General features: G+C 64.0%; 23 protein-coding genes and 4 pseudogenes. 15 read left to right on the top strand and 12 right to left on the bottom strand.

Going from position 1 to position 22,547, the window contains the following annotated elements:
- The first annotated feature begins 12 nt into the window (after positions 1–12).
- Positions 13–1,255: pseudogene (locus ABIB27_RS14325) on the top strand (IS110 family RNA-guided transposase).
- A 206-nt stretch (positions 1,256–1,461) separates the two neighbouring features.
- Here ABIB27_RS14325 and ABIB27_RS14320 read toward each other — a convergent pair.
- The 3 genes and pseudogenes from ABIB27_RS14320 to ABIB27_RS14310 form a co-directional block, all read right to left on the bottom strand.
- A complete protein-coding gene (locus ABIB27_RS14320) occupies positions 1,462–1,686 on the bottom strand; it encodes a DUF3188 domain-containing protein (RefSeq protein WP_354217996.1) in 225 nt (74 codons plus the stop codon).
- 21 nt (positions 1,687–1,707) lie between these two features.
- On the bottom strand, positions 1,708–2,571 hold the full coding sequence (locus ABIB27_RS14315) for an HpcH/HpaI aldolase/citrate lyase family protein (protein WP_354254103.1): 864 nt from the start codon (positions 2,569–2,571) through the stop codon (positions 1,708–1,710).
- A gap of 126 nt (positions 2,572–2,697) precedes the next feature.
- Positions 2,698–3,331 (bottom strand): annotated as a pseudogene (locus ABIB27_RS14310) (aldo/keto reductase); the annotation flags it as partial.
- A 611-nt stretch (positions 3,332–3,942) separates the two neighbouring features.
- On the opposite strand from ABIB27_RS14310, the gene ABIB27_RS14305 reads away from it, so the two are divergent.
- The 6 genes and pseudogenes from ABIB27_RS14305 to ABIB27_RS14280 all read left to right on the top strand — a co-directional run bounded on the left by ABIB27_RS14305 (position 3,943) and on the right by ABIB27_RS14280 (position 7,658).
- Entirely contained in the window at positions 3,943–4,218 is a 276-nt protein-coding gene (locus ABIB27_RS14305) for a hypothetical protein (protein WP_354254101.1), read from the top strand.
- 264 nt (positions 4,219–4,482) lie between these two features.
- Entirely contained in the window at positions 4,483–5,244 is a 762-nt protein-coding gene (locus ABIB27_RS14300) for a GAF and ANTAR domain-containing protein (protein ID WP_354254099.1), read from the top strand.
- Positions 5,245–5,273: 29 nt separating this feature from the next.
- Positions 5,274–5,705 (top strand): Hpt domain-containing protein, encoded by a 432-nt coding sequence (locus ABIB27_RS14295; RefSeq protein WP_354254097.1) that lies wholly within the window; start codon positions 5,274–5,276, stop codon positions 5,703–5,705.
- Positions 5,706–5,801: 96 nt separating this feature from the next.
- A pseudogene (locus tag ABIB27_RS14290) lies at positions 5,802–6,454 on the top strand (ABC transporter ATP-binding protein); the annotation flags it as partial.
- A 15-nt stretch (positions 6,455–6,469) separates the two neighbouring features.
- The gene (locus ABIB27_RS14285; protein ID WP_354254107.1) at positions 6,470–7,171 is read left to right on the top strand and encodes an ABC transporter permease; all 702 of its coding nucleotides are present in this window, start codon (positions 6,470–6,472) and stop codon (positions 7,169–7,171) included.
- An 82-nt stretch (positions 7,172–7,253) separates the two neighbouring features.
- Positions 7,254–7,658 (top strand): GNAT family N-acetyltransferase, encoded by a 405-nt coding sequence (locus ABIB27_RS14280; protein WP_354218001.1) that lies wholly within the window; start codon positions 7,254–7,256, stop codon positions 7,656–7,658.
- A gap of 421 nt (positions 7,659–8,079) precedes the next feature.
- Here the strand turns inward: ABIB27_RS14280 and ABIB27_RS14275 are convergent, their stop codons facing one another.
- On the bottom strand, positions 8,080–8,268 hold the full coding sequence (locus ABIB27_RS14275; RefSeq protein WP_354216498.1) for a hypothetical protein: 189 nt from the start codon (positions 8,266–8,268) through the stop codon (positions 8,080–8,082).
- A gap of 313 nt (positions 8,269–8,581) precedes the next feature.
- Between ABIB27_RS14275 and ABIB27_RS14270 the strand changes: the two genes are divergently transcribed.
- Complete coding sequence (locus ABIB27_RS14270) at positions 8,582–10,081, top strand: phospholipase D family protein (RefSeq protein ID WP_354216497.1); 1,500 nt, start codon at positions 8,582–8,584, stop codon at positions 10,079–10,081.
- Positions 10,082–10,100: 19 nt separating this feature from the next.
- Here the strand turns inward: ABIB27_RS14270 and ABIB27_RS14265 are convergent, their stop codons facing one another.
- A complete protein-coding gene (locus ABIB27_RS14265; protein ID WP_354254095.1) occupies positions 10,101–10,370 on the bottom strand; it encodes a hypothetical protein in 270 nt (89 codons plus the stop codon).
- A 385-nt stretch (positions 10,371–10,755) separates the two neighbouring features.
- Between ABIB27_RS14265 and ABIB27_RS14260 the strand changes: the two genes are divergently transcribed.
- Together ABIB27_RS14260 and ABIB27_RS14255 are read left to right on the top strand one after the other, a co-directional pair.
- The gene (locus ABIB27_RS14260; protein WP_354216495.1) at positions 10,756–11,304 is read left to right on the top strand and encodes an AMIN-like domain-containing (lipo)protein; all 549 of its coding nucleotides are present in this window, start codon (positions 10,756–10,758) and stop codon (positions 11,302–11,304) included.
- 209 nt (positions 11,305–11,513) lie between these two features.
- Positions 11,514–11,645, top strand: a complete 132-nt coding sequence (locus tag ABIB27_RS14255; protein WP_354254093.1) for a hypothetical protein — start codon at positions 11,514–11,516, stop codon at positions 11,643–11,645.
- A 365-nt stretch (positions 11,646–12,010) separates the two neighbouring features.
- Here the strand turns inward: ABIB27_RS14255 and ABIB27_RS14250 are convergent, their stop codons facing one another.
- Positions 12,011–12,415 (bottom strand): hypothetical protein, encoded by a 405-nt coding sequence (locus ABIB27_RS14250; protein ID WP_354254091.1) that lies wholly within the window; start codon positions 12,413–12,415, stop codon positions 12,011–12,013.
- A gap of 380 nt (positions 12,416–12,795) precedes the next feature.
- On the opposite strand from ABIB27_RS14250, the gene ABIB27_RS14245 reads away from it, so the two are divergent.
- The 3 genes from ABIB27_RS14245 (at position 12,796) to ABIB27_RS14235 (ending at position 14,713) form a co-directional block, all read left to right on the top strand.
- Positions 12,796–13,407, top strand: a complete 612-nt coding sequence (locus ABIB27_RS14245; protein ID WP_354216492.1) for a TasA family protein — start codon at positions 12,796–12,798, stop codon at positions 13,405–13,407.
- A 123-nt stretch (positions 13,408–13,530) separates the two neighbouring features.
- Entirely contained in the window at positions 13,531–14,088 is a 558-nt protein-coding gene (locus tag ABIB27_RS14240; RefSeq protein ID WP_354216491.1) for a signal peptidase I, read from the top strand.
- Complete coding sequence (locus ABIB27_RS14235) at positions 14,081–14,713, top strand: Hpt domain-containing protein (protein WP_354216490.1); 633 nt, start codon at positions 14,081–14,083, stop codon at positions 14,711–14,713. The genes ABIB27_RS14240 and ABIB27_RS14235 overlap by 8 nt, the downstream gene beginning before the upstream one ends.
- A 229-nt stretch (positions 14,714–14,942) precedes the next feature.
- On the opposite strand, the gene ABIB27_RS14230 is transcribed toward ABIB27_RS14235, so the two are convergent.
- From ABIB27_RS14230 to ABIB27_RS14220, 3 genes are all read right to left on the bottom strand, one after another.
- Positions 14,943–15,350, bottom strand: coding sequence for a DUF6855 family protein (locus ABIB27_RS14230; protein WP_354216489.1), 408 nt, complete (start codon positions 15,348–15,350; stop codon positions 14,943–14,945).
- 240 nt (positions 15,351–15,590) lie between these two features.
- Positions 15,591–16,862 (bottom strand): COG4705 family protein, encoded by a 1,272-nt coding sequence (locus tag ABIB27_RS14225; RefSeq protein WP_354216488.1) that lies wholly within the window; start codon positions 16,860–16,862, stop codon positions 15,591–15,593.
- A gap of 145 nt (positions 16,863–17,007) precedes the next feature.
- Entirely contained in the window at positions 17,008–17,295 is a 288-nt protein-coding gene (locus ABIB27_RS14220; protein WP_354216487.1) for a hypothetical protein, read from the bottom strand.
- A gap of 576 nt (positions 17,296–17,871) precedes the next feature.
- On the opposite strand from ABIB27_RS14220, the gene ABIB27_RS14215 reads away from it, so the two are divergent.
- Positions 17,872–18,252 carry a DedA family protein gene (locus ABIB27_RS14215; protein WP_354216486.1) on the top strand — a complete coding sequence of 127 codons (381 nt, stop codon included), beginning with the start codon at positions 17,872–17,874 and terminating at the stop codon, positions 18,250–18,252.
- A gap of 57 nt (positions 18,253–18,309) precedes the next feature.
- Here ABIB27_RS14215 and ABIB27_RS14210 read toward each other — a convergent pair whose 3' ends face one another.
- Positions 18,310–20,022 (bottom strand): glycoside hydrolase family 13 protein, encoded by a 1,713-nt coding sequence (locus ABIB27_RS14210; RefSeq protein ID WP_354216485.1) that lies wholly within the window; start codon positions 20,020–20,022, stop codon positions 18,310–18,312.
- A gap of 143 nt (positions 20,023–20,165) precedes the next feature.
- On the opposite strand from ABIB27_RS14210, the gene ABIB27_RS14205 reads away from it, so the two are divergent.
- On the top strand, positions 20,166–21,368 hold the full coding sequence (locus ABIB27_RS14205) for an ROK family protein (protein WP_354216484.1): 1,203 nt from the start codon (positions 20,166–20,168) through the stop codon (positions 21,366–21,368).
- A gap of 19 nt (positions 21,369–21,387) precedes the next feature.
- On the opposite strand, the pseudogene ABIB27_RS14200 reads toward ABIB27_RS14205, so the two are convergent.
- Positions 21,388–21,720 (bottom strand): annotated as a pseudogene (locus ABIB27_RS14200) (Na+/H+ antiporter); the annotation flags it as partial.
- 165 nt (positions 21,721–21,885) lie between these two features.
- Positions 21,886–22,542, bottom strand: a complete 657-nt coding sequence (locus ABIB27_RS14195; RefSeq protein WP_354216482.1) for an NAD(P)H-binding protein — start codon at positions 22,540–22,542, stop codon at positions 21,886–21,888.
- Positions 22,543–22,547 lie beyond the last annotated feature (5 nt).

Below are 22,547 nucleotides of genomic sequence, written 5' to 3'. Positions count from 1 at the left end.
GCCGAGACCGTCATGGACGTTCTTCATGAAAAAGGGTGCCGGGATCGATATTTCCAAACGCGATGCCAAAGCCTGTGTGCGCCTACCGGGACGCCTCGCCGGCCAATACACCTCGACGGTTACGACGTGGGGATCGACCACCAACAAGGTCCTGGCTCTGCGGGAGCATCTGCTCCGAGCTGAAGTGACGCTGCTGGTGATGAAGGCGACGAGCGAGTACTGGAAGCAGTTTTACTTCCCGCTCGAAGACGGACTGAACGTGTTGCTCGCCAACGCCCAACAGGTCAAGAACATGCCCGGGCGCAAGACCGACGTCTCGGACGCGGCCTGGCTAGCCCAGCCCGGTGCGTACGGACTCGTCCGCGCCTCGTTCGTTCCACCCGAACCGATCCGCCGCCTTCGTGACCTGACCCGTACGCGCACAATGTTCATCCGCCAACGCGCCACTGAAATCCAACGCGGGGAGAAACTACGCAAGGACACCGGCATCAAGCCCAATTCCGCCGCCACGGATCTGACCGGAGTGTCCTCGCGGACGATGCCCGGGGCCCTCATTGAGGGCGAGCGGGACCCGGCAGTACTAGCGAACATGGCTGTTTACAGCCTGCGGGCAAAGATTCCTGCCCTGACTGAAACACTGAACGGCAGGTTCAACGACCACCATGCCTTCCTCACCAAAATGCATCTGAACATTACCGACGGGCACACCCGGACCATTGCCGATCTCAGTACCCGGACTGGAGAGGTACTGGGACCGTTCGCCGCGGCCACGGACCTGCTGGTCAGTATCCCTGGCATCAGCGAACATGTTGCGGAAATCATCATCGCCGAAACCGGCGCAGACATGACCGTGTTCCCCACGGCAGGGCACCTGCGGTCATGGGCCGGAACCGCGCCGGGAAACAATGAATCAGCAGGACGGATCAAAAACAGCAAAACCAGACCTGGCGACCCAAACCTCAAGGCCGCCCTCGGCACCGTCGCGTTGGCCATCTCCCGTTCGAAAAAGACGTACTTCGGTGCCAAATACAGAAGACCCGCCGCACGACGCGGACCCATGAAAGCGCTCGTCGCCGTTGAACACGCGATCCTCATTGCCGTCTGGAACATGCTCACGACCGGGGAAAACTACAACGACCCCGGGCCGGACTTCTTCGCCAGACTCCAACCGGCCAAAACACGCGCCCGGGCCATCAACCAACTCCAAGCCCTGGGCCACACCGTCACCCCCGAACTTGCACAACAACCCGCCTGACCAGACCGCATTTCCGTTCCGGCACGCGCACCAAAGTGGGTACCTACCGCCCCTCGCAGATTAATATTCGTGAGAGCCTGACACTGCCAGTCGAAAACGACTCGCCACCACTCACACCACGACCGGGCCGGCACACAATGAGCGGCCCCCGGAACCACAAACCCAGGAGCCACTCACCTCTGCCTCCTGACAACCGTCCCTACATATCAGCGCTTGAGGTTCTTCCGGATGGCCTGTCCACGGACCACAATCCCGGCGATGTGCAGCACGAGGCCGAGCCCGATCAGCGGCAGTGAGGCGGTGGCGAGGCCCTGGTTTCCGGAGGTGTTGCCGATCAGGTTCAGGATGATTCCGACGCCGATCAGCCCCATGGCACAGAAAACCATGACCTTGTAGGAGGTGGGCGCGGTGTTCCAGAATTCGTTCAGCACGAACCAAGTCTACCGAGCCCGTCAGAGCGCCGGCTGCACCCCAAATGCCACCGCAAGCTTCATGATCTTCTCGGCGCGGCCCAGGCGGGGCAGGTCCGAGCCGTCACGGATGACGCGCCCGTTGGCTTCGAAATCGGACATGAAATCGGTAGCCCAGGCAACATCGGACGGTGTGGGGCTGATGACCTCGTTAATCACCGGGGTCTGATCGATGGCCAGGCAGAGCTTCCCGGTCATGCCCATCATCACCGTGATACCGGTCTGCTCACGGAGGATGGGGTGGTTGGTGCCCACGGTGGGGCCGTCAATGGGGCCAGGCAGGTTGCCCACACGGCTGGCGACCACCAGTTTGGCCCTCGGGTAGGCCATGGCCTCGGCGGTGGCGGCCATGCCGGTGTCGCGGCGGAAATCGCCGGAACCGAACGCCAGGCGGAAGGCGCCCTGGGCCTTGGCGATATTGTTGGCCTCCTCGATGCCCACCGCGGATTCAACCAGCGGAATGACGGGCGTTTTGCCGTCCATGCGGTGGAAGCTTTCGGTCACCTGGTCGGCGGACTCGGTCTTGGCGAGCATCACGCCGAGCAGGCCCGGGGTTCCCCGCAGTCCCGCAAGGTCGTCGGCCCAGAACGGGCTGGTGGCATCGTTGATCCGGACCCAGGCGTTGCCGCCGCTGCTCAGCCAGTCAATGACGTTTCCCCGGGCCTCGTCCTTCTGCGACGGGTCCACCGCATCTTCGACGTCCAGGATGATCGAGTCGGCGCGCGAAACGGCCGACAGGTCAAACAGTTCGGTTTTCATCGCGTTGACCAGAAGCCAGGAACGGGCAATTTCAGCTGGGATGTGGCGCTCGGGCCGTACGGTCTCGGTGGCGGTGATTGACGTCATGCATCTACCGTATCTGGCCGGGCCCTGCGAGCGCTAAGCAGGATGGGCTGACGGGGTGACCAATACGAACATAACTGCCCCGTGGCGGTGGCTGAACCGGGTTTCGACAAGCTCAACCACCGGACACTAGCCCAACCACCGATCGGCGTTAGGGAGGTTGCTCCCCCGCGCCGTGATCCACAGCCCTACCAGTCGGCCCGGGTCATGGCCGCCGCCACCCGGGACGCGTCGGCGCAGGCAGCGATCCGTGCCGGGTTGACCGTCCCGATCACGGGCGCGATACCCGCGGGGTGCTTCAGCAGCCATCCCAGGAGGATGGCCTCCCCAGTGGTGCTGTATTTGCCGGCCAGCTCCCGGACGAGGACGGCCGCGGCAGTCTCCGCCGACGTGGGTCTTCCGGAACCGCACCGGTGTACAGCCCGCGGGCCAGCGCGCCGTACGCCTGCCGGGTGACCCAGTGGCTGGCGCAGTATTCCAGCGTGCCGTGCGGAAAGCCGTCATCCAGCGAGTCCACGTGGTTGACCAGGACCTGACTCTCCAGCCACGCCCGCTTCTAGGCGGTGCAGCAGGAGCACATCCACGAAGTCCGTCCGGAGCCGCTCCAGGATGGATTCCCGGCTCAGGTCATCGTGCGTGGCAAGCCCGCGCTCGTTGAGCCGGATCCCGCACTTGGTCTGCAGCCTGACCGGTCACGGAGCCCAGGCGTTGCCGCCAGCACCTCACCGAAGACAGTTCCGGACTTGCCGCTGCGGTATGTTTCGACCGGGGTGACGGCTGATGCGTTGAAGTCCTTGCCCCAGGAACGCGTCCTGGAAGTGACCGTCGAGAACCCGCAGGCGGACTTAGCGGTCAGGACATTCCAGGTGAAGTTAGCGCGCCCGCACATCCGGCCAGTGGTGATTTTGCGAGGGCTGCTGCATTGACGGTGGGGACACTGCTGACGACCGTGGTCGGGTTCTACTTCGGACAGAGAGCTACTCAGGGCGGAGCCCAAATTGGTGCCCTGGGGGAAATCCCCGGCTGGGAACGACGGACCCGCAAAGACGACGACGAAATACGCTGGGACCAGCGCCTGCAAGAACTCACCGGCTACATGGCTGCCGGAACGACTGGCCCCGCCATAAAAAGTCAGACACCGAAGAAGAACGGGCCCTGGGCATTTGGCTGCACATCCAACGTATGAAGTACCGCCGCAACGAACTGGAGCTGGACAAAGAAACACAACTGAATACGTTCCTTCCCGGCTGGCGTGGCGGAAGGACGCGGGGCCGCCCACCCGGAGCCCGGAACGTCCGGCCTGGATAAGCGGCTCCGGCCGACCACCTGAAGGACTCGGACGAGGCACTGAAGTCCCTTGAAACGCACCTGGGCATGCTGCCCTCCCGGCTGGAACGGATCCTGACCGGATTGCACGAGCACGACCAAAAAGCATCCGCCGACGCCATCTTGAGCCTAAAGGTCACTTCGGCGAGGACCGGTGCCTTCAGCACTGAAGTCTGTTGCCTGGAACTGGAAATGCTCGTCCGAGAAAACCGGTTCGACCTGGCCGCGGTAACTGCCGAGCGCCTGGTCAGCGAGGTGACTGTCCTGTGCAATTTTGCACCGGATGTGATGCTGGAGGCGCGGCGGGCCCTCATCGACGAATAGGACATTGCAGCCTACGCCGACGCTGGCCTTGGCTCGGACCGAATGATCGCTAAGAGTCATCCGAATGTAGCCCGTATTCGGCGGTTGGCAAAATAGAGTACACACTACTCGGGCTTTCATTCCCCCCGCCCCGTAGCGTCGATTAAGTGCCCCTTCGGGGAGCGCTTCGTGGTATTTCGACTGTCAGGGGTACAGGTCATGGAGGCAGAGCTACTCGTTCGACCGGCACGTCATCAGACTGGGGCCGGTGAAGGCGGCGGGACAGTGTGGTCCACCGGCCAGTCACCGGCCCCGAACGCCTCGGCAATAAGCCCGCCCACCCGGTCCGGGCTGCTGCTGGATCTGCGCGCCGACCGAGACGACGAATCGCTCCGCCTCCTCGCACGTGCTGCAGCGTCGGCCCTATCCGAGGCCGCCGGATGCGCCCTGGACGGCGCCGTGACTCTGGCCCGTCCCGGCCAGACACCCCTCTCTGCAGGGAGCGCCGACCAGGCAGAAGAGCTGGTCAAATGGGAAAGGGCCCACGGGGACGGTCCCGTGTCGCAGGCGTTGAGCGGGAGGTTGGCGATCATTGTCAACGATTACTCGCACGATGCCCGGTGGCCCGGGTTCTGGGGACCTCTCCGGCACGCCGGCTACCGGTCGGTGGTGTCGGTGCCGCTGACCTTGGAACCGGGATGCCCGGCGGCGCTGACCATCCTCGCCGGCACGAGCCAAGTCTTCTCCCCGGGCGTGCTTGCCCGGGTCATGGCCTTCAGCAAGGCTGCCGCCAGCAGCCTCCTTATGGCAGCCCAGGTCCGGGCCGCCATGGCCTCGGCCGATCATCTTCGCACTGCAATGAACAGCCGGACGTCCATCGACATCGCCTGCGGGGTCATCATGGGGCAGAACCGGTGCTCCTACGAGGAGGCCTTCAGCCTGCTCGCTAAGGCCTCAAGCCACCGCAACGTCAAAGTCCGTCAGGTCGCCGAAACCGTCCTGGAGGCTCTGCCAGGCGGAGCACCGGCCACACATTTCCAGGGCTGACACCCGACCCTCCTGATGGAAGGAAACGGATGAAAGCCTCCGGACCAGCTCCCCTGCTTGACCCATCGGTGCTCGACAAGCTCCTCACCGACGTCGGCGACGACGAGGGAATCTGGAAGCTTTTCGTGCGGAACTTCATCGCAGCCCTGCCGCACAGGACTGACAAGGTCCGCGGGACCCTGACCAGCGGGGATCTGGCGGGCTCCCTGGATGCCGTCCTGAGTCTGAAGTCCTCCAGCCAGATGGTGGGCGCGGAGCGCTTGGCGGACCTTTCCGCCGACCTGGAGCGGTCGGTTCGCGTCGAAGCCCGTCACGCCGTACCCGGCAGTAATTTGCCACGGCTGGCACTGGCCCATCTCACACCGATCATCAAGTGCGGCCGGCAAACCACCAACCTGCTTGAGAAATACCTCCAGTTCCAGGCCCAGGAACCCCTGATCTGCCGGAGCTGCCGGTCGTAACCAGCCGACCGGCCATCGGCACTAAAGGACGCCTGCCGACAGACGATTCCCAGCGCCACCCGTGGGTAGACTCGAAAAACACCACTCGGCACAGCCATGAGCGAAGCACTCGTCCACATTGATGGATTCAAGATGGATTTCGGAGACAAGACGGTCATCCGGGACCTGTCCTTCGAGGTGGGCCGGGGTGAGACGTTCGGGTTCCTGGGCAGCAACGGGTCGGGGACTACCACGACGATCCGGGCGCTGCTGGGCATCTACCAGCCCACGGCCGGGATCCTGCACATCGATGGCAAGCCGTTCAAGCCTGAGGACACAGGCCGGCTCGGCTACCTTCCGGAGGAGCGCGGCCTGTACAAGAAGGAAAAGGTCATCGACATCATGGCCCGCCGCCAAGACCTGGTCCCTGGAGTACCTGGAACGGGTCGCCCTGGCGGACAAAGCCAACGTCCAGTTGGACAAGCTCTCCTGCGGCCAGCAGCAGAAGGTCCAGCTCGGCGTCACGATCATGAACCGAACCCGAGCTACAGATCCTGGACGAACCCAAGGGCTTCGACCCGGTCAACCGGCGCCTGCTGATGGACATCATCGCCGGCCAGAAAGCCAAGGGCGCGACCGTTGTCATGGTCACCCACCAAATGGAAGAAGTCGAACGCCTCTGTGACCGGGTGATCCTGCTCAAGAACGGCACCTCAGAGGCCTACGGAACCATCGACGAGGTCCAGAACGAGTTCTACGGCCTGATCATCCTGCTGGCCGGGCAGATGCTCGGCTCCACCCTGGAGGAGAAGGAGAACCGGGTCACCGAAATGATCCTGACGACTTTGAAGCCGACGACGCTGATTAGCGGCAAGGTCATCGCCCTGTTCGCGATCGGGCTGCTGCAGGTGGCGATCTTCACCGCCCCCATCGTCATCGGCTACCTGTTCTTCCGCGAACAGATCAACATCCCCGACTTCGACCTCTCCGCCCTCGTCTTCGAACCGGTCCCCATGATTATCGGCTTCCTGATCCTGCTCGGCGGGTTCGCCCTGTTCACCACCACCCTGGTCGCCATTGGCGCCGTCATGCCCACCGCCAAGGAGGCCGGAAACTTCATGGGCGTCATGATCGCCCTGATCTTCGTGCCGTTCTACGCGGTGTCCCTGATCTTCTCCAACCCGCAAGCCCTTATCGTGCAGGTCTTCACCTACTTCCCGTTCTCCGCCCCGGTCACGGCCATGATCCGGAACGGGCTCGGCTCCCTCAGCCTCCTCGAAGCAGCCATCGTCTTGGCCATCCTCTACATCGGGGCGGTACTCATGTTCTCCCTCGCCGTCCGGCTCTTCCAGTACGGATCCATCTCCTACACCTCCAAGGTCAACAACAAGACGGCACTCAGCAACGGCCGCCGGGACCCCGGCCGGAAGCCTGACACGCTAACGCCGGCAGCACCCAGTAGACCCGCGATCGCATGCCCGGCATGATGAAGCCGTGACTGCTAATGAGACTGCAACCAGCGGAACCCCACGGCGGGCGACGACCGCCGATGCCCCAACTGTTGCCCGAATGCTGCACGATTTCAACACCGAATTTGCCACACCAACACCGGGGATCGAAACAATTGCCGCACGCCTGACCTCCCTCTTGGCGGGGGACGACGTCGTCGTACTGCTTGTTGGCGAGCCGGCAACCGGAGTGGCAGTGATCAGCTTCCGGCTCAACGTCTGGTATCAAGGGCCCGTCGCGATAATCGACGAACTCTACGTCCGCCCCGGCCAACGCGGTCATCGCCTGGGCACCGCGCTCCTCGCCGCCGTATGCGACCTGGTGAAACGTCGAGGCGGTGAAATAATCGAAATTAACGTTGATGGCGAAGACACAGACGCACGCCGTTTCTATGAAGCCCGGGGTTTCAGCAACACCGAGCCAAGTCACACCGACCAACTCCTGTACTACTTTCGTCAGCTCTGAACCACCGCCTGAACGTGCCGCCAGCCCCCGACGAAGGAGGGGTAGACGGGCCGGCGCGGACACGTACAATCCGTCAGGACAGCAACCGGGAAATCATGCGCTGCCTCAAACGCTACGCGGCCCGGGAAATTTACCGCCAGATCACTAATCCCCAGGCAGCCCCCAACAACGCCGATCTCCGCCAAATGCGCACCACTGGGTTGCACGCTCGGGACCGCAGCCAGGGAACTCGGCCAATGGCCCTCCGAGATCTCGCTTTTGGAACGGAGGCTACTCCGAAATGACACCCTCGCCAGGAGCTACCGCCAATTGCTGACCGAGCAGCAGCCGAATATCGCGTGACGGTGTGACCGCAGCCTTTGCGAACGTCGCCTTACTAAGCGGTGTTGCTAGCAGGGTTACGCCAGCTGAGTTCATGTGGTTACTTTGCCGGTTCGCAGGACAGGGAGGATCCGTAGCGCAGCCAGCCCGGGAGGTCTCTGGTGAAGGCTTCGCGGATTGTCGGGGTGTTGGTCACGGTCCGGTCCACCCTGCCGCGGACCTCAACCTCTTCCTTGTCCCATTCAAACCACAAGTCCTCGGTCACTGCTGCCGGCGGCTGCTCAGTCATGCCTCCATGCAAGCAGGTCGGGCCGCCTATTCAAGCAGACACACCGGGGCTGCGACGAACTGCCTCCGTGGCGGCACACGCGATGAAAGTGTGGCGGACAAGCTCCGCTCCGGGTCCGGGAAATCCCGCGAATGCGCTAGTCCGTGCGCTATTTTGGAGACCGATACCAGCGGCCTGCCTCGGGCCCCGGAAGGAGCGTCGAGTGGCCGGTGATGTGAGTGCGTGGTTCTTAGGTCGCTCTGAGCGGGGAAATCTGGCCACAGACGTGCAGTCGGGTGGTGCCGGGTCGCCGTCCTGGTCGGAGGGTAACCTCGTGCGGCCCCTGGTTCATGGGGCGACTTACTTCGCCCGGCTGCATGAGGAGCTGACGGCTCTGGGTGCGGGAGACCGTGTGTGGTTCACTGACTGGCGTGGTGACGCCGACGAGCTGCTGCTGCCCGCCGGACCCACAATCGGAGAGGTCCTCGCGGGGTTGGCCCGCACCGGGGTGGAAGTGCGGGGCCTTGTCTGGAGATCCCACGGGGAACGCGTGTCCGCCCCGATCAGCGGACGGTCCAACGAGCTCCTGAGCCGTCAGGTCAATGACGCTGGCGGAGAGGTGCTCCTGGACCAGCGAGTGCGCCTGTTCGGCTCCCACCACCAAAAACTCTTCGTTATCCGCCACCGTGACGACCCGACGCGTGACGTCGCCTTCGTTGGCGGGATTGATCTATCCCACAGCCGTCGAGACGATGCCGACCACGCGGGAGATCCGCAAGCGGTGGCCATGGATCCCCGGTACGGGAAACAACCCCCGTGGCATGATGCCGCCCTCGAACTGCGTGGCCCCGTGGTGGGAGATGTCCTGGCATTGTTCGCTGAACGGTGGAACGACCCCCATCCCCTGGACCGGCACACACCGTACCGGATGCTGCTGCAACGTCTGGCCCGTATGCCCCGGCACCCCAAACCGCTTCCGGCCACTGCTCCGCCGCCCCCACCTGCGGGCCCGCATGCCGTGCAGCTGCTCCGCACCTACGGTATGAAACAGCCCCCATTCCCGTTCGCACCTGACGGGGAGCGGAGCATCGCCCGCGCCTACGCGAAAGCCTTCTCCCGCGCCCGGTCCCTGATCTACATCGAGGACCAGTACCTGTGGTCCACAGAAGTCACCGCCGGGATCGCGGAGGCCCTCCAGCAGAACCCCGATTTGAACGTGATCGCCGTCGTGCCCCGTTACCCCGACACGGACGGTCTTCTCGGAGGGCCACCCAAGCGGATCGGGCAGCTGCGCGCCATGAGAATGCTGCACCGGATTGCGCCCGACAGGGTCGGCGTGTTCGATCTGGAGAACAACGCGGGAACTCCTATCTACGTCCACGCCAAGATCTGTATCATCGATGACACCTGGTTCACCTGCGGCTCAGACAACTTCAACCGCCGATCCTGGACCACTGACAGCGAACTCACCTGCGCCGTACTCGACACCACTGCCCATGGCCAGGATGAGTCCGCAGACACCGGCCAATATGGTTACCGTCCGCTGGCACTAGGGTTCCGGCTCCAGCTCTGGGCCGAACACCTGGGCCTGGACCAGAACGACCCCCGCCTCCACGACCCGGCGTCCGCGCTCAAACTGTGGAACACCACCGCCGAGGCCCTGGACCACTGGCACGATACTGGCCGCCGTTCGCCCCGTCCCACCGGGCAGGTGCGACGCCACACCCCAGAACCCGTGCCGCCCCTCCAGCGAATCTGGGCGGAGCCGCTCAGCCGCTTCGTAGTGGACCCGGACGGCCGCCCCCGCCGGCTACGCGGCACCACACAGTTTTAGCAAGCATGCCGATCATCAACTACCCTGGGATGCTGAAGAAGCTTTTCGGGTCGCCGGTGCCCGGCAGGATGTGGTGGAAGACGATGGCATCCACCGGTCGGGTGTCCACGAAGAGCACCGCCACGGTCCGGGAGTGGACCACCCTGTACCGTACGGGCCCGTCCAGCCAGGAGTGGATTCCGGTGTACTCGGCAACCTCTAGCCCGTCACCGAGCAGTCCCCGCTCCGAGAGCAGGTCGTCGACAAGATTCCAGGCGCGATCCAAGAGATCCTCGATCGCTGCTTCCACTGTGGAGCCGTCATAAGGCAATGGTCCTCCGGGGCACCGACAGGATTGCGGAGCCAGCCCGCGTGTCCCTGGCACCGGACCATCCAATGTGGACTGGTGGGCCAGGGGACGCGAGTCTAAAGCCATCTACCCGGGAGCGCCTGGCCGCAGATGACGGCGCTGTTTTCGTGTCCTGGTGTCGTTACCCGGCATAACGGCGGGGTCCAGAAACGGCCCCGGAACGGTTACGGAGGGCGCCAAAAAACCCCTTGGATGTACGTGGGCGTGATACGGCGGGGTGTTCCTCACGGTTCCGCGCCGAAGCGGCCACAACCCTCGTTTCCAGCATCCGGCACCCCTAGTCTTGAGCTATCCAACCGCACCACTCCTCTGAATGGCACCCACAATGAAAAAACTCCTCCTCTGGCTCACGGCGCTCCTCGCGGCCGTTGGGCTGGGCATCCTGGCACCGGGGCCCGCTTCGGCAGCCACTTCATATTGCGGTCTCAAATGGGGATCTCTGGCTACAACCGCGCCTGAGATGAGCACCGCATCCGTCACCAACGTCCGGACGGGGCAGCAGTACTGCTTCGACCGGATGGTGGTTGACCTAAACGGCCCCGCAAAGGGCTACACCGTCCGGTACGTCCCGGAGATCATTCAGGACGGCTCTGGCTTTACCATTCCGGTGCAGGGCAACGCACGCCTGCAGGTCACCGTGAACGCACCCTCCCACGACAGCAATGGCAACGTCACCTACAGCCCGGCCGCGAAGGCCGAGCTGTCCAACGTGGCCGGCTACCAGACCTTCCGGCAAGTGGTTTACGCCGGGAGCTTCGAGGGTTACACCAGCATTGGCCTGGGCGTCCGTGCCCGGCTGCCCTTCCGGGTCTTCACCCTGGACGGGCCAGGGGCCGGTTCCCGGCTGATAGTAGACGTGGCCCACTCCTGGTGATGAAACCCAAAAGGTGCCGTACCCCGCTGATCCGGAGTGCGGCACCTTTTGAGTGCGTGCCGCCACCAAAGTCCACTCCGTGACCATCGGTGCCGGGGTGTCTTGCTTCAGGGTCTCGCCGCGGAAGAACCCGGGCCGCCACACCGCCTTCATGCTCCCGGCATGAGCGACTAACCAGCCGAAAGGCTGCCCAGCCCCTCGAATGAGTCATGGATACGGTCTCGTCGCTGGTCCTGATTGTCGGTGCGGCTTTCGATTGGATCGACTTGACGGTATTCGTACTCGTGCGGCTGCGCCGTCGCCGCCGCCGCCGCCGGAACGGGTCCTCGCTGGTAGCCTAGGCTTCCCCTCGCGCTGAACCCGACAGCAAACATCCCCACAAGCCCTGGCGGCGTGTCCGCACCCTAACAGGCCAGGCCCCGGCGCGACGCAGGTTAGCTTCCTGGCGGTCTGCCACGGGGGCGCACGAAACCAGACTCAGGGTCAGGGCAAGCACCGCCCACGCGGCAAAGGGCTGTTTCGAAGGCATCGGACCATCACTAGTCAACTCACTTGCCAAGCCTCCTCACGGTACCGTCAGTCCCTGAAAGCCTGCCGGTCCCTCATCGGCAAGCTTTGTTGGTTTCTGGCCGAGTCGCGGCCTACTCGGCCTGGAACGCCTTCGTCACTTTGAGAGGAATATTCGTGGTGAGCAGAGTGTGGAGGGCTAATCGCAGACGGTGATAGGCACACTGGTACTTGACCAGGCAGTGGACGATGTCCGGTATTGAGCGTCGATGGAGTATCCCCAGCCTTTGGCCGCATTGTTGCTGGAATATGACCCCACGGGCGTGAGGGTCGTAGCGGACTGCGTGACCCCACCCGCGTTCCAGACGGTGAGCACATAATCGGTGGCTTTCTCGACTGTTCCGTGGCCGGTCACCGTGATGTTCATGCGGTACTTGCCACTGGCGCCGATCGGCGTGCACGAGGGGACGACGATGTTTCCTGTGGGGGCGGCGAGCGTGTATGTCCCGACTGACGTGGTTCCAGCGTTGAGAGTACGTGAGAACACTGCATTCGCGGCAGGTGCGCCGGCGAGCAGGCACGCAGTAATTGCACAGGCAAGCATGATCTGCCACCGCTGTCGTAAGCCCTTCTTATGCCGCAATTCTGTCCTTCCCAACCGTTGGGTTGTGCCGCATGTTGCGCACCTTCCCCCGGCTCTTCGACAACTTTTCAGCATGGGTCTCAAGAAATGATCAAGACACCGTCAGCTTGGCAACAATTCCCCTGGAAGATGATGTGACCTGAAGCACAGAAATCTGAACCGACGCTGATATGGCGCTGACCTGCGAAGACTCTGAAAGATTTAGTTGATTGATTCTTGATCGACGCCGTGGTGATTCCTTGATTCTTCAACTGCAAAGTGGAACCCAGACAGGCCGAAGGGTCTGAATCAAGCCACGGCCAGCCCAATGAGGGAAGGCCTGTCACGAAAAGGATTCCGTCATGGGCATCGCCTTGAAAACCACCACCAGCAAGATCATCGCTTCCGTCGCACTGGTCGGCACCGCCGCCGCCGTTGCCGGTCTGGGTACATACGGTGCCTTCACAGGCACCACGTCCGCCAGCCAGGCCGTCACCGCCGGCACCGTCAACATCGCCCTGGCCGCAGCCGGTGTTGATAACACCCTGAACGTTCCCGTCACCGGCCTGCTGCCCGGCGACAAGGTCGAGAAGCTCGTGAAGCTCACCAACACCGGAAACTCGTCCCTGAACAACATCACCTTGGACACCTCTGCCGGAGTCACCGGATCACTCCTTACCTCTGAACTGGTGAACGGCCTTCAGCTGACCATCGAGAACTGCAGCACCGCCTGGACCGGTACGGCCGCGCCGTACACCTGCGCGGGAGGTTCGACCATCGTTCTGGCCAGTTCCCCGATCCTCACCGTGACCCCCAAGACCCTGGCTAACCTCTCCTCGCTGGCTTCAGCCCAGACTGACAACCTGAAGGTCACCACGGCGCTGCCGGGCTCCGCGCCGAACGCGCTCCAGGGCCTGACCAGCACCATCGGGTTCACGTTCACCGCAACCCAGCGCACCGCCACCACCAAGTAGCGTCCAGCACCATCTCCGGAACGAGGACCCGCTCATGAGCACTGCCATCAAATTCACCTCATTCCCCATCCGGGTGAAGCGCGGTCGCATCGTGTTGCGGGATCTCGTTCCGGTTCAAGGCCGGTGAGCCGGATTCTGCGCCGCTCGGCGTCGTTCCTGACCACCGCACTTCTTGTCCTGTCCGTGGCAGCATTCCTGATGCTGGCCATTGGCCCCCGACTGTCCGGCTACCAGACCTCGACGATGCTGACCGGATCCATGTCCCCGCTGATCAACCCCGGCGACGTGGTCGTGACCAGGCCAGTTCCTGTCGATGAGATTCGGGCCGGCGACATCATCACGTACGGCATTCCCGTCGAAGACCGTCGAATCGAGACCCATCGGGTCACCTCAGCGACGGTGAACCCTGACGGGACCACTGCCGTGCAGACCAAAGGCGATGCCAACAATGGCCTCGATCCGTGGATTGCAACCATCAACGGCACCTCGGTTGACCGCCACGTTCTCACCATCCCTTATGCTGGCCACGCGATCCGGGCCTTACGCGAACCCGTCGTTCTGAACATCCTTATGTACGGCGCCCCGGCGGTGCTCGTTGTCAGCCTGCTCTCGAGTATCTGGGGCAAGAAGCCCGAGACACAGGCCCCAAAAGAATCGCCGGAGGTAGAAGCTCTTGCCTGAGCGAGTCCGGACTCTGCTTCACTTTGACCGGATACGCGAACTGGCCGACCAGCTGGACAGCCCTACCGAAACGCTGAAGTTCCTGGAGATCTACCTTCAAATGCTGCCGGGCCGACTGGAGCGAATTCTCCGCGGGATACGGGAAGGCGACGCAGACGCTTCCCATGACGCCGTACTAAGCCTGAAGGTCGCATCATCCATGACCGGCGCTCTCAGCGCGGAAGCCTGCTGCCTGGAACTGGAGACCCTGGTCCGCGACCGGCGGTTCAAGCTTGCCACCGTGAGCTCCAGGCGGCTGCTCTCCGAGGTGACCGCCCTCTACCAAGCCGCTCCCGCGCTTCTTCTGGAAGCAAAGAGGGACCTGCACGGCATCGCTGCTGACCGAACGGGCCTGATGGCAGATCCCCTTGGCCCGGGGTCCTTTCGATACAGTCAGTTGTGTCAGTCCGATGTCGCTGGTGAAGGCCGCCCTCCCGCTGCCCTGCACACGGGGGGCATCGGTCCTGTCCACGTTTGGGGGCAATTCGGGTTACCACGGCTGGATTTTTTGGAGCCATGGGGAAAGCTCCCTTCGGCAGTCGTAGCAGTGGATAACCACTACGGAATTGTCCCCGGTTGTGGGTAGTTGTTCACTCCATCGGTGACAGGTTGAAGGGGAGGAGGTTAAACATCGCCTTGCGGAGCGCTTCATTACGACCATGCACGACCAAGACGGAGCGAGTATCACTCGGGATGTTCAATGAGGTTCTCCTCGTGAGTATCCGACTCACCCTCGGGTGGGGACATCGCTGGTCGGGAGCGAAAGCGCTCGACCGCTGCGAGAAAGTCCGGGGCAGGCTCCGGGATATCAGGGTTTAGGCAGGCAGTGCCCGGACAGTGTTGTTGCGCTTCTCGTGCGTGAGTTCGGCCCGGCCTAGTGCCTCCAGGAGTGGAGGAATGTACATTCCGAACCGGCCCCGATAGCCCTTCCGCGGCCCGTACCATCCGCCCACGGGGTTGGCACTGTCCCTGCCCCAGGCCTCGACACTGCCGTCCGTCGCGGGCTGATTCTCATCCGCAGCCCCGAGCGGAACCCAGTCGCCCTGTTCGAGCAACCATGAGTGAAGGTCCTCAATGGCCTGGACGTGATACTTCAGCGTGGTGGTCCCGACCTGGCACACCAATGCTGGCGGATCTGACTCCGGATCCCGATACATTGTGTATTCAGAGGACCCCGGGGCCGTCACCAGCTTCCACGGATCATCCTTAGTTCCCTCACCCACGACGCCACCGGCCTTCCATGACTGTTATGGAATCTTCAGCCTATGACCCAGCACCAATCGCGCAAACAGTTGGAAGCGGTCCGGAAACCAGACGACTGAGGGGAGCTAGCCCGAAAGGGAGCAGGCCAGCAGCGGCTGCTTCACAGCGTAACTGGGCAGATCCCGGCCAGGCTGGCCGGAAGGGTGCGGCCCATACTAGGGCTCGTTAGTTCTGCGTTGACTTTAGCCTTCGTGGGCTGGTTATGCGCCGCCGAGGGTCGTGAGGAGGTCATTCAAGACTTTCTGTTCTGTCCCCGGATTGGGGGTGCGCGATCGGACTGCGGACAGGACAGGATCGATCTGCTTATCGATGTAGGTCCATGCGGCGCAGTCGGTGGCGTTCAGCGCATGTTGGTTCTCGTCCCAGGAGGTCTCGAGGTCGGTGGCGCGGGCCGCAGCCGCGGCCTGGTCATCCTTTTCGACGAGTGCGAGGGTGTCGGAGGTGATGGTTCGGAACTCGGCAATGTTCGAGGCCGGGAAGTGTCCCTGTGCTGCCGATCGGGCCTCAGCCTGGGTCAGCCCGGCAGAGCCGGCACCACAGCTCGGTGCGGCGGTCTTCTCGGCGACCGGGCTCGTGTGCGGGACGCTGTTGGTGTAGGCGAGGAGCGCGACGGTGGCGACCGCGACTGCGGCGAGGATGCCCAGCGCGGTTCGCTGGCGGCCGGGGGGCGCGTCCGGGGCTGACTTCTCGGATGCGTGTTCGACGACGTCGGCTTTGCTGATCGAGAGATATACGACGGTGGCGAGGATCGCGGTGACGAAGATGATGCTCGTCAAAAGAGTGCCAAGGCCCACCCCGCCCTCGGCGGGTGTGAGGCCGAGCCAATCGCCGATGTTCGCGCCGAGGGGGCGGGTAAGGATGTAGGCGATCCAGAAGGCGAGTACAGGGTTGGCGCCGAAAAGCCAGAGGGCGGTGACGACGCCGATGAGGACCAGGGGCAGCAGGATCGAGATGCCAGGTCCCCATCCGGTGAGCTCCAGAGTCCAGTCACCCAGGCCCGTGCCGAGGGCGAAGGTCACCAGAACGGCGAGCCAGTAAAAGGCTTCACGGGGGCCGGTGACGATGCTGTGGATGGAGAGGGTTCGTTCTTTGCTGAACCAGATGGCGAAGACGACGGCGAGCCCTGCCGAGAACACACCGGCGCTGACCCAAAGGGGCACACCGGCCTCGTCGATGAGGAGGTCAGTATAAAGGGTTCCGGTGATGCTCATCACGACGACGGTCAGCCAGTACGCGCCCGGGAGATAGCGCCGGAGACGCATCTGAACCGCGAGCACGACAGCAGTGACAACGGTGAAGATGATTGCCGTTGAGACGAGGCCGACTCCGAGCTCTACGTTAATGAAGTCAGCGAAGGTCTCTCCCACTGTGGTGCAGAGGATCTTGATGATCCAGAACCAGATCGTGATCTCGGGGACCTTGCTCAACAGCGGCTTGGTTGAGGGCGGGGATGTCATCTCTCGTGTACTCATGAACTGCACCTTCCAGTCGGCGCTAAAGCGGAACTGCGAAAGGATGCAGCCCGGTTGAAAAATCTCACATGACCCATAAAATAGCCCCGGTGCCGCGCGGGCCTCCGGCGCCGGGGATCTTCGTCACGGCCCCCGTGTGGTGTTGCTATGGGCCTCCGGGGGCGTCTACGGGGTCGGTAAAGTCACCGGTCTGCTCGTCGTTTGGGCCGGAATCACCGGGTGCTTCCGGCGCGTCGGCGGGATCTGGTACCTCGGCGGCGTCCGGGGCGTCCGCGACGTCACCGGAGGCGGGTTCCTCGGCTGTGACGGACTGGGTGGTCACCGGCGCAGGTGTTGCAGCATTCGCGGCCCCAAGGCCGACACCGGCCAGGCCGAGAATGCCTGCACTTGCGAGGAGGACTTTTGTCCTGGTTTTGAGGTCTTTGACGCTCATATCCTGTTCCTTCCGTGGCGTACCGTTTTACCGGCTGGGCCTCCCGGTGCGGGCGGTCATGATCCAGTGTGCCGGATAACCCTGAGAGCAACCTTGGCGAGTTGGTGGCATTTCCCGTCCTTACGCGTTTCCACGGCCTTCCTGTCGCCGACCGGCTCGCCCACGACGATGGGCAGTGCGGCGATGAGAGGCTCTACACCGCCGGCGTGTTCCTGCTATTGCCGGGCTCTGCCCCGGCCTGCGGACCTCGAGGTTCGCTGATGGCCGGCGGTGTTCCCCGACACGCCTCCAACTGCCGTGGCGGACCGGGGCATATGGGGCACATGCGCCCCCTCGTACACGCACCGGAACTGATGGCCCGCCCGCTCACTGGGTGTTGCCCCCGTGGCTGGATCCGAACGAGTTCCTGCGCGACCCCGCTCTCGGGCCGTGGGTGATTGTCATCGTCTGTGCTTTCCTGTTCATCGAAACCGGGCTGCTCGTCGGCTTCTTTCTGCCCCAGGGATTCGCTGCTGTTCACCGCCGGCCTCCTCGTCTCCACCGGAACCATCCAAGTGAACATCCTGGTCCTGGCGGGTGCCGCGTTCGCCGCTGCCTTCCGCCGGCGACCAGACGGGCTACCTGATTGGGCGGAAGGCCGGGCCGGCTGTCTTCAACAAACCCGGTTCCCGGCTGATGCGCCGCGAATACGTCGACAAAGCCCACGGCTTCTTCGAAAAATACGGCCGCCGATCAGTCGTCCTGGCCCGCTTCGTGCCCACCGTCCGCACCTTCCTCCCTGTCACGGCCGGAGTCGCCACGATGACTTACCGGTCCTTCATAGCCTTCAACGCCATCGGCGCGAACAGCGTGATCCCCGCGGCCAGCGCGGCCTCGACGGCGGCAGCCGCCTCGTCCACATGGCCGGCACCATGGGGCTCATCGGACCAGCTGCCGCCCAGGCCCATGCATCCGTAGATGAGTTCCTGCGTCAGGAACGCCGGTCCGGGACAACAGACCATACTGACAGTGGCATCAGCGCATCCATACAGTGCTGTTGGCGGCCAGCTTGCCGTCTTCGAGCGGAGCACTGCCGACCAGGACGGTCCCGGCCGGCAGGTCCACGGCGGTGTCCCCGAAGTTCGTGACGGACTGCCAGCCGCCCGGACGGCTGAAGTGCAGGACCTCCGGATTACCGGTCTCTAGCCACCGCAACTCCTCGGCGGCCAGCAGTTCGCGGCGCAGCGTCAGGGCAGTCCGGTACAGCTCCAGAGTGGAGTCTTTGGTGCCGTCCTGGGCCTCCACGGCGTACTTGCTGAACCAGTCCGGCTGCGGCAGGTGCGCGCCGTCCTCGCCAAAGCCGAATGAGGTTCCCTCAACCTTCCAGGGCAGCGGTACGCGGCAGCCGTCGCGACCGATCTCCACACCCTTGTTCCGGTAGAAGGCGGGGTCCTGGCGTTCGGCGTCGGGAATTTCCGTCACTTCCTGCAGGCCCAGTTCCTCCCCCTGGTAGAGGTAGGCGGAACCCGGCACGGCGAGCATCAGCAGGGTTGCGGCGCGGGCGCGGCGCTCGCCGAGCACCACATCCAGGTCCTCCTTGGGCCCGCCGGCGAGCAACCAGTCCTTGCCATCCTGGCCCTTGGCGTGCTGCTTGCCTTTGGAAACCTGCGGCAGGCCATAGCGGGTTGCATGCCGGACGACGTCGTGGTTGGAGAAAACCCAGGTGGAGGACGCGCCGGTGGCAGCGGCTTCGGCCAGGTTGCGGGTGATGATTTCGCGGAACTCCCCGGCGTCGAAGTCGGCCTGGAGCAGGTCGAAGTTGAACGCCTGGCCGAGGCCTTCGGGGCTGGCGTAACGGGCCCGACGGGTGGCGTGGACCCAGGCTTCGGCGACGGCGGTGCGCGGCGGGTTGTATTCGTTGAACACTTCGCGCCACTCGACGTAGATGTCGTGGACCTCGTCGCGGTCCCAGAACGGGTGCGAGCCGTCGTCGAAACCGTCCTCCACCTGGCCCTCCCGGGCCAGTTCCAGCTTGGAGAGCAGCGGCTCGGTGAGGTTCTTGGTGAGGGCATGGGCCACGTCCACGCGGAAGCCGTCCACGCCGCGGTCGGACCAGAAGCGCAGGGTCTTCAGGAAGTCGTCACGGATTTCCCGGTTGGCCCAGTTCAGGTCCGGCTGCTCCTTCGCGAAGATGTGCAGGTACCACTGGCCGGGGGTCCCGTCCGGTTCGGTGATGCGCTCCCACGCGGGGCCGCCGAACACGGAGTCCCAGTCCGACGGCGGCAGGTCGCCGTTTTCGCCCAGCCCGTCCCGGAAGATGTATCGAGCGCGGGCTGCTGAACCCCGCGGTGCGGCGAGGGCTTCCTTGAACCACTCGTGCCGGTTCGAGGAGTGGTTCGGGACGATGTCGGCAATCAGCTTGAGGCCGGCCGTGTGGAGGGCCTTGGCCATCTCGTCGAAGTCCGCCAGCGTTCCGAGCATGGGGTCCACGTTCCGGTAGTCGTCCACGTCGTAGCCGCCGTCGGCAAGGGCTGACGGGTAGAACGGGCTCAGCCACACGGCGTCGATCCCCAATGCTTTCAAGTACGGGACCTTGGCCGTGATGCCCTTGATGTCACCCAGGCCGTCACCGTTCGAATCCGAGAAACTGCGCGGGTAGATCTGGTAAACCGCAGCCTGGCGCCACCAGTTGGGATCGGCCGCGGGATGTGCGTCGGACAGGGTTGCCAGCGTGGCGGTAGTGGACAAAAGAAGATTCCTGTTCGTTCGGTTGGTGTGTTCCTGCCGGCGGAAAGATCTGGCTATTCTACGACTCATGCTGAATATTTATATTGGATCTAAATTTAGTTCTTCAACTATTATCTGACGGAAAGCGTAAGGAGGTCAACACCATGCCTGAAGTGTCTTCGGCGAGCCCCCAGCTGCTGCGGCGTGTGAGCGCGGGAGCAGTGCTGGACTTTCTGCGCTCTGCAGATGCCGTGACGGTCACGGACGTCATGGCTGCCACTGGGCTCACCCGGGCCACGGCCATTTCGGTGTGCGAAGACCTCATGCAGCGCGGCTGGATCCGGGAACTGGATAATCAGCGGGTCTTCGGCGCCTACCGGAAGGGCAGGCCTGCCCGGCGGTTTGAACTCAACGAGCTGGCCGGCTACGTCCTGGGCATGGACGTGGGCATCTCCAAGGCCACCGTTGTGGTGTCCGATCTCCGCGGGACAGCACTCAGCCGGGCCAGCCAGGCGTTTGCCGAAGCCGACATCTCAGCCGCGGAACGCATCGCAGTAATTGACCGCACCGCCGTGAAGGCCCTGCAGAAGGCGGGCGCCACGCCGGAATCAGTCCTCGCCGTCTGCGCCGGCATCGCAGCGCCGGTGGACCGCCACGGGGATGTGCTGGCGAACCAGCACTTCTGGGGACTGTTCGACGTCGGGCTGAAGTCTGCGCTGCGGGACCTGCACGGCTGGACGGTTCTGCTGGAGAACGACGCGAACCTGGCCGCGCTCGGTGACCGCTGGAAAGGTGCCGCTGCCGGCGTGGACGACGTCGCGGTCATTCTCGCCAGCGAGCGCCTCGGTTCAGGAGTGATCGACGGCGGGCGGCTGCTGCACGGCCGCGACGGCGGCGCCGGCGAGCTCGCGTTCCTCGAGATGGTGGAGGGCGTCGGAGACACGTACGGCATCGCCGCGGTTGCCAGGATATGGGCAGCCGAAGCCCTCGCCGGCGGGGCCAAAACATCGCTCCGCGAGTTTGCCGCCGGGGGCGCAGAGGCCGAGCACGTCTTTGCAGCCGCAGCCGGCGGCGATGCGGTGGCACTGACGATCCTGGCACGGCTGGCAGACCGGATGGCCCGGGTCATCGGGGCTGTAGCCACCATCCTCAACCCCGAACTGGTGGTGATCGGGGGCGCGGTGGCCAACTCCGCCGGAGTACTGCTTGAGCCAATCATGAAACAGCTGACGGAGTTCACCGTCACTCCCCCGCGGGTGGCCGTCTCACCGCTGGGTGATTCGATCGTGACGGTGGGCGCCATCCGGTGCGCCCTGGACTACGTGGAGAAACATTCCCTCGAGCTGGAGCTGGCAGCGCAACCCTAGAGCTCCTCCGGCGGCAACGCTACTCCGGCAGGATCATGGTCCGAAGGTCCAGTTGACGCAGCACCCTGTCCGCCACCTCGGGGTCCACGTCAGGTTCGTTGCGTGCCAGCACCACTTCCTGCCGGGCAGCATCCAGGGCGATGGTCTGGACCGCGATGGCCAGGCCGCGTCCACGGACCCTGAGGTCATCCACGCTTTCGTTCCGGAGGCTGCCATCCTGGGGATCGGCATGCAGGCGGCCCATTTTCTCCCGCACCAGGGCCACCTTTTCGGGCGGCAGGTCCTTCATCAGGTCATGCTGCTTCAGTGCCGTCAGGGCAGCAGCCTGTGCCCGCTGGGCCAGGACACGGGCAGGCACAGCCCGACGGCCACCACTGTGGCCAGCAAAAGTCCGATGATGAGCGCCAACTGATCCATGTGCCTGCTTCCCCGGCGAGGCGGCATTTCCCGCGGTCCGGCGGGAGGCGCCCGGCGCCGGATTAAGTTTATCGGGCCGGAGGCGCATTCCGGCCGTTTGCTAGGGCTGAGGTTCCAGCGCCGCTGCGATGGGCAGTGTGCCGTCCCGGAATTCGATGGTCCGCCCGGCCATTCCGGGCAGGTCCAGCACCGCTGCGGCCACGCCGGCAGTGTTGCTGCGGGAGGTTGCCCCGTTAAGGTCGCGCGGCGGGTCCACCTCGATCAGGCCGCTGGCCGGCTGCTCCGTCAAAGACCCCGGGCCCAGGACGGTCCAGGCCAGTTTGGTGCCGCGCAGGTATTCATCCGCTGCGGCTTTGGCCTCAGCATAGGCGAAGAAGGAGTTGTCCGCCGGGACGCCGTGGTCCGGCCCTGCGCCGAGGTAAGAGACCATGACATAACGCCCGACGCCGGCCTCCGCGGCCGCGTCCATTGACCGGATCGCGGCGTCCCGGTCCACCGCGTACGTCCGGGCGGGATTGCCTCCCCCGGCCCCGGCTGACCAGACCACCGCGTCGTGGCCGCTGATCGCGCCTGCGATGGCCGCAGTCGTCGCGCTTTCAACGTCAAGGACCGACGGCGTTGCTCCCGTTGCCTCGACATCCGCGGCATGGTCCGGGTTGCGGATGATCGAGGTGACGCTATGGCCTTGTGCGGTGAGGAGGGTGGACAGGTGGAGGGCCACTTTGCCGTGGCCGCCGATGATGGCGATGCGGGTCATGCTTC

The sequence above is a fragment of the Arthrobacter sp. UYEF21 genome (assembly GCF_040546085.1).
Taxonomy (GTDB): Bacteria; Actinomycetota; Actinomycetes; order Actinomycetales; family Micrococcaceae; genus Arthrobacter.
This window is presented reverse-complemented; position numbering and strand designations above follow the sequence as displayed.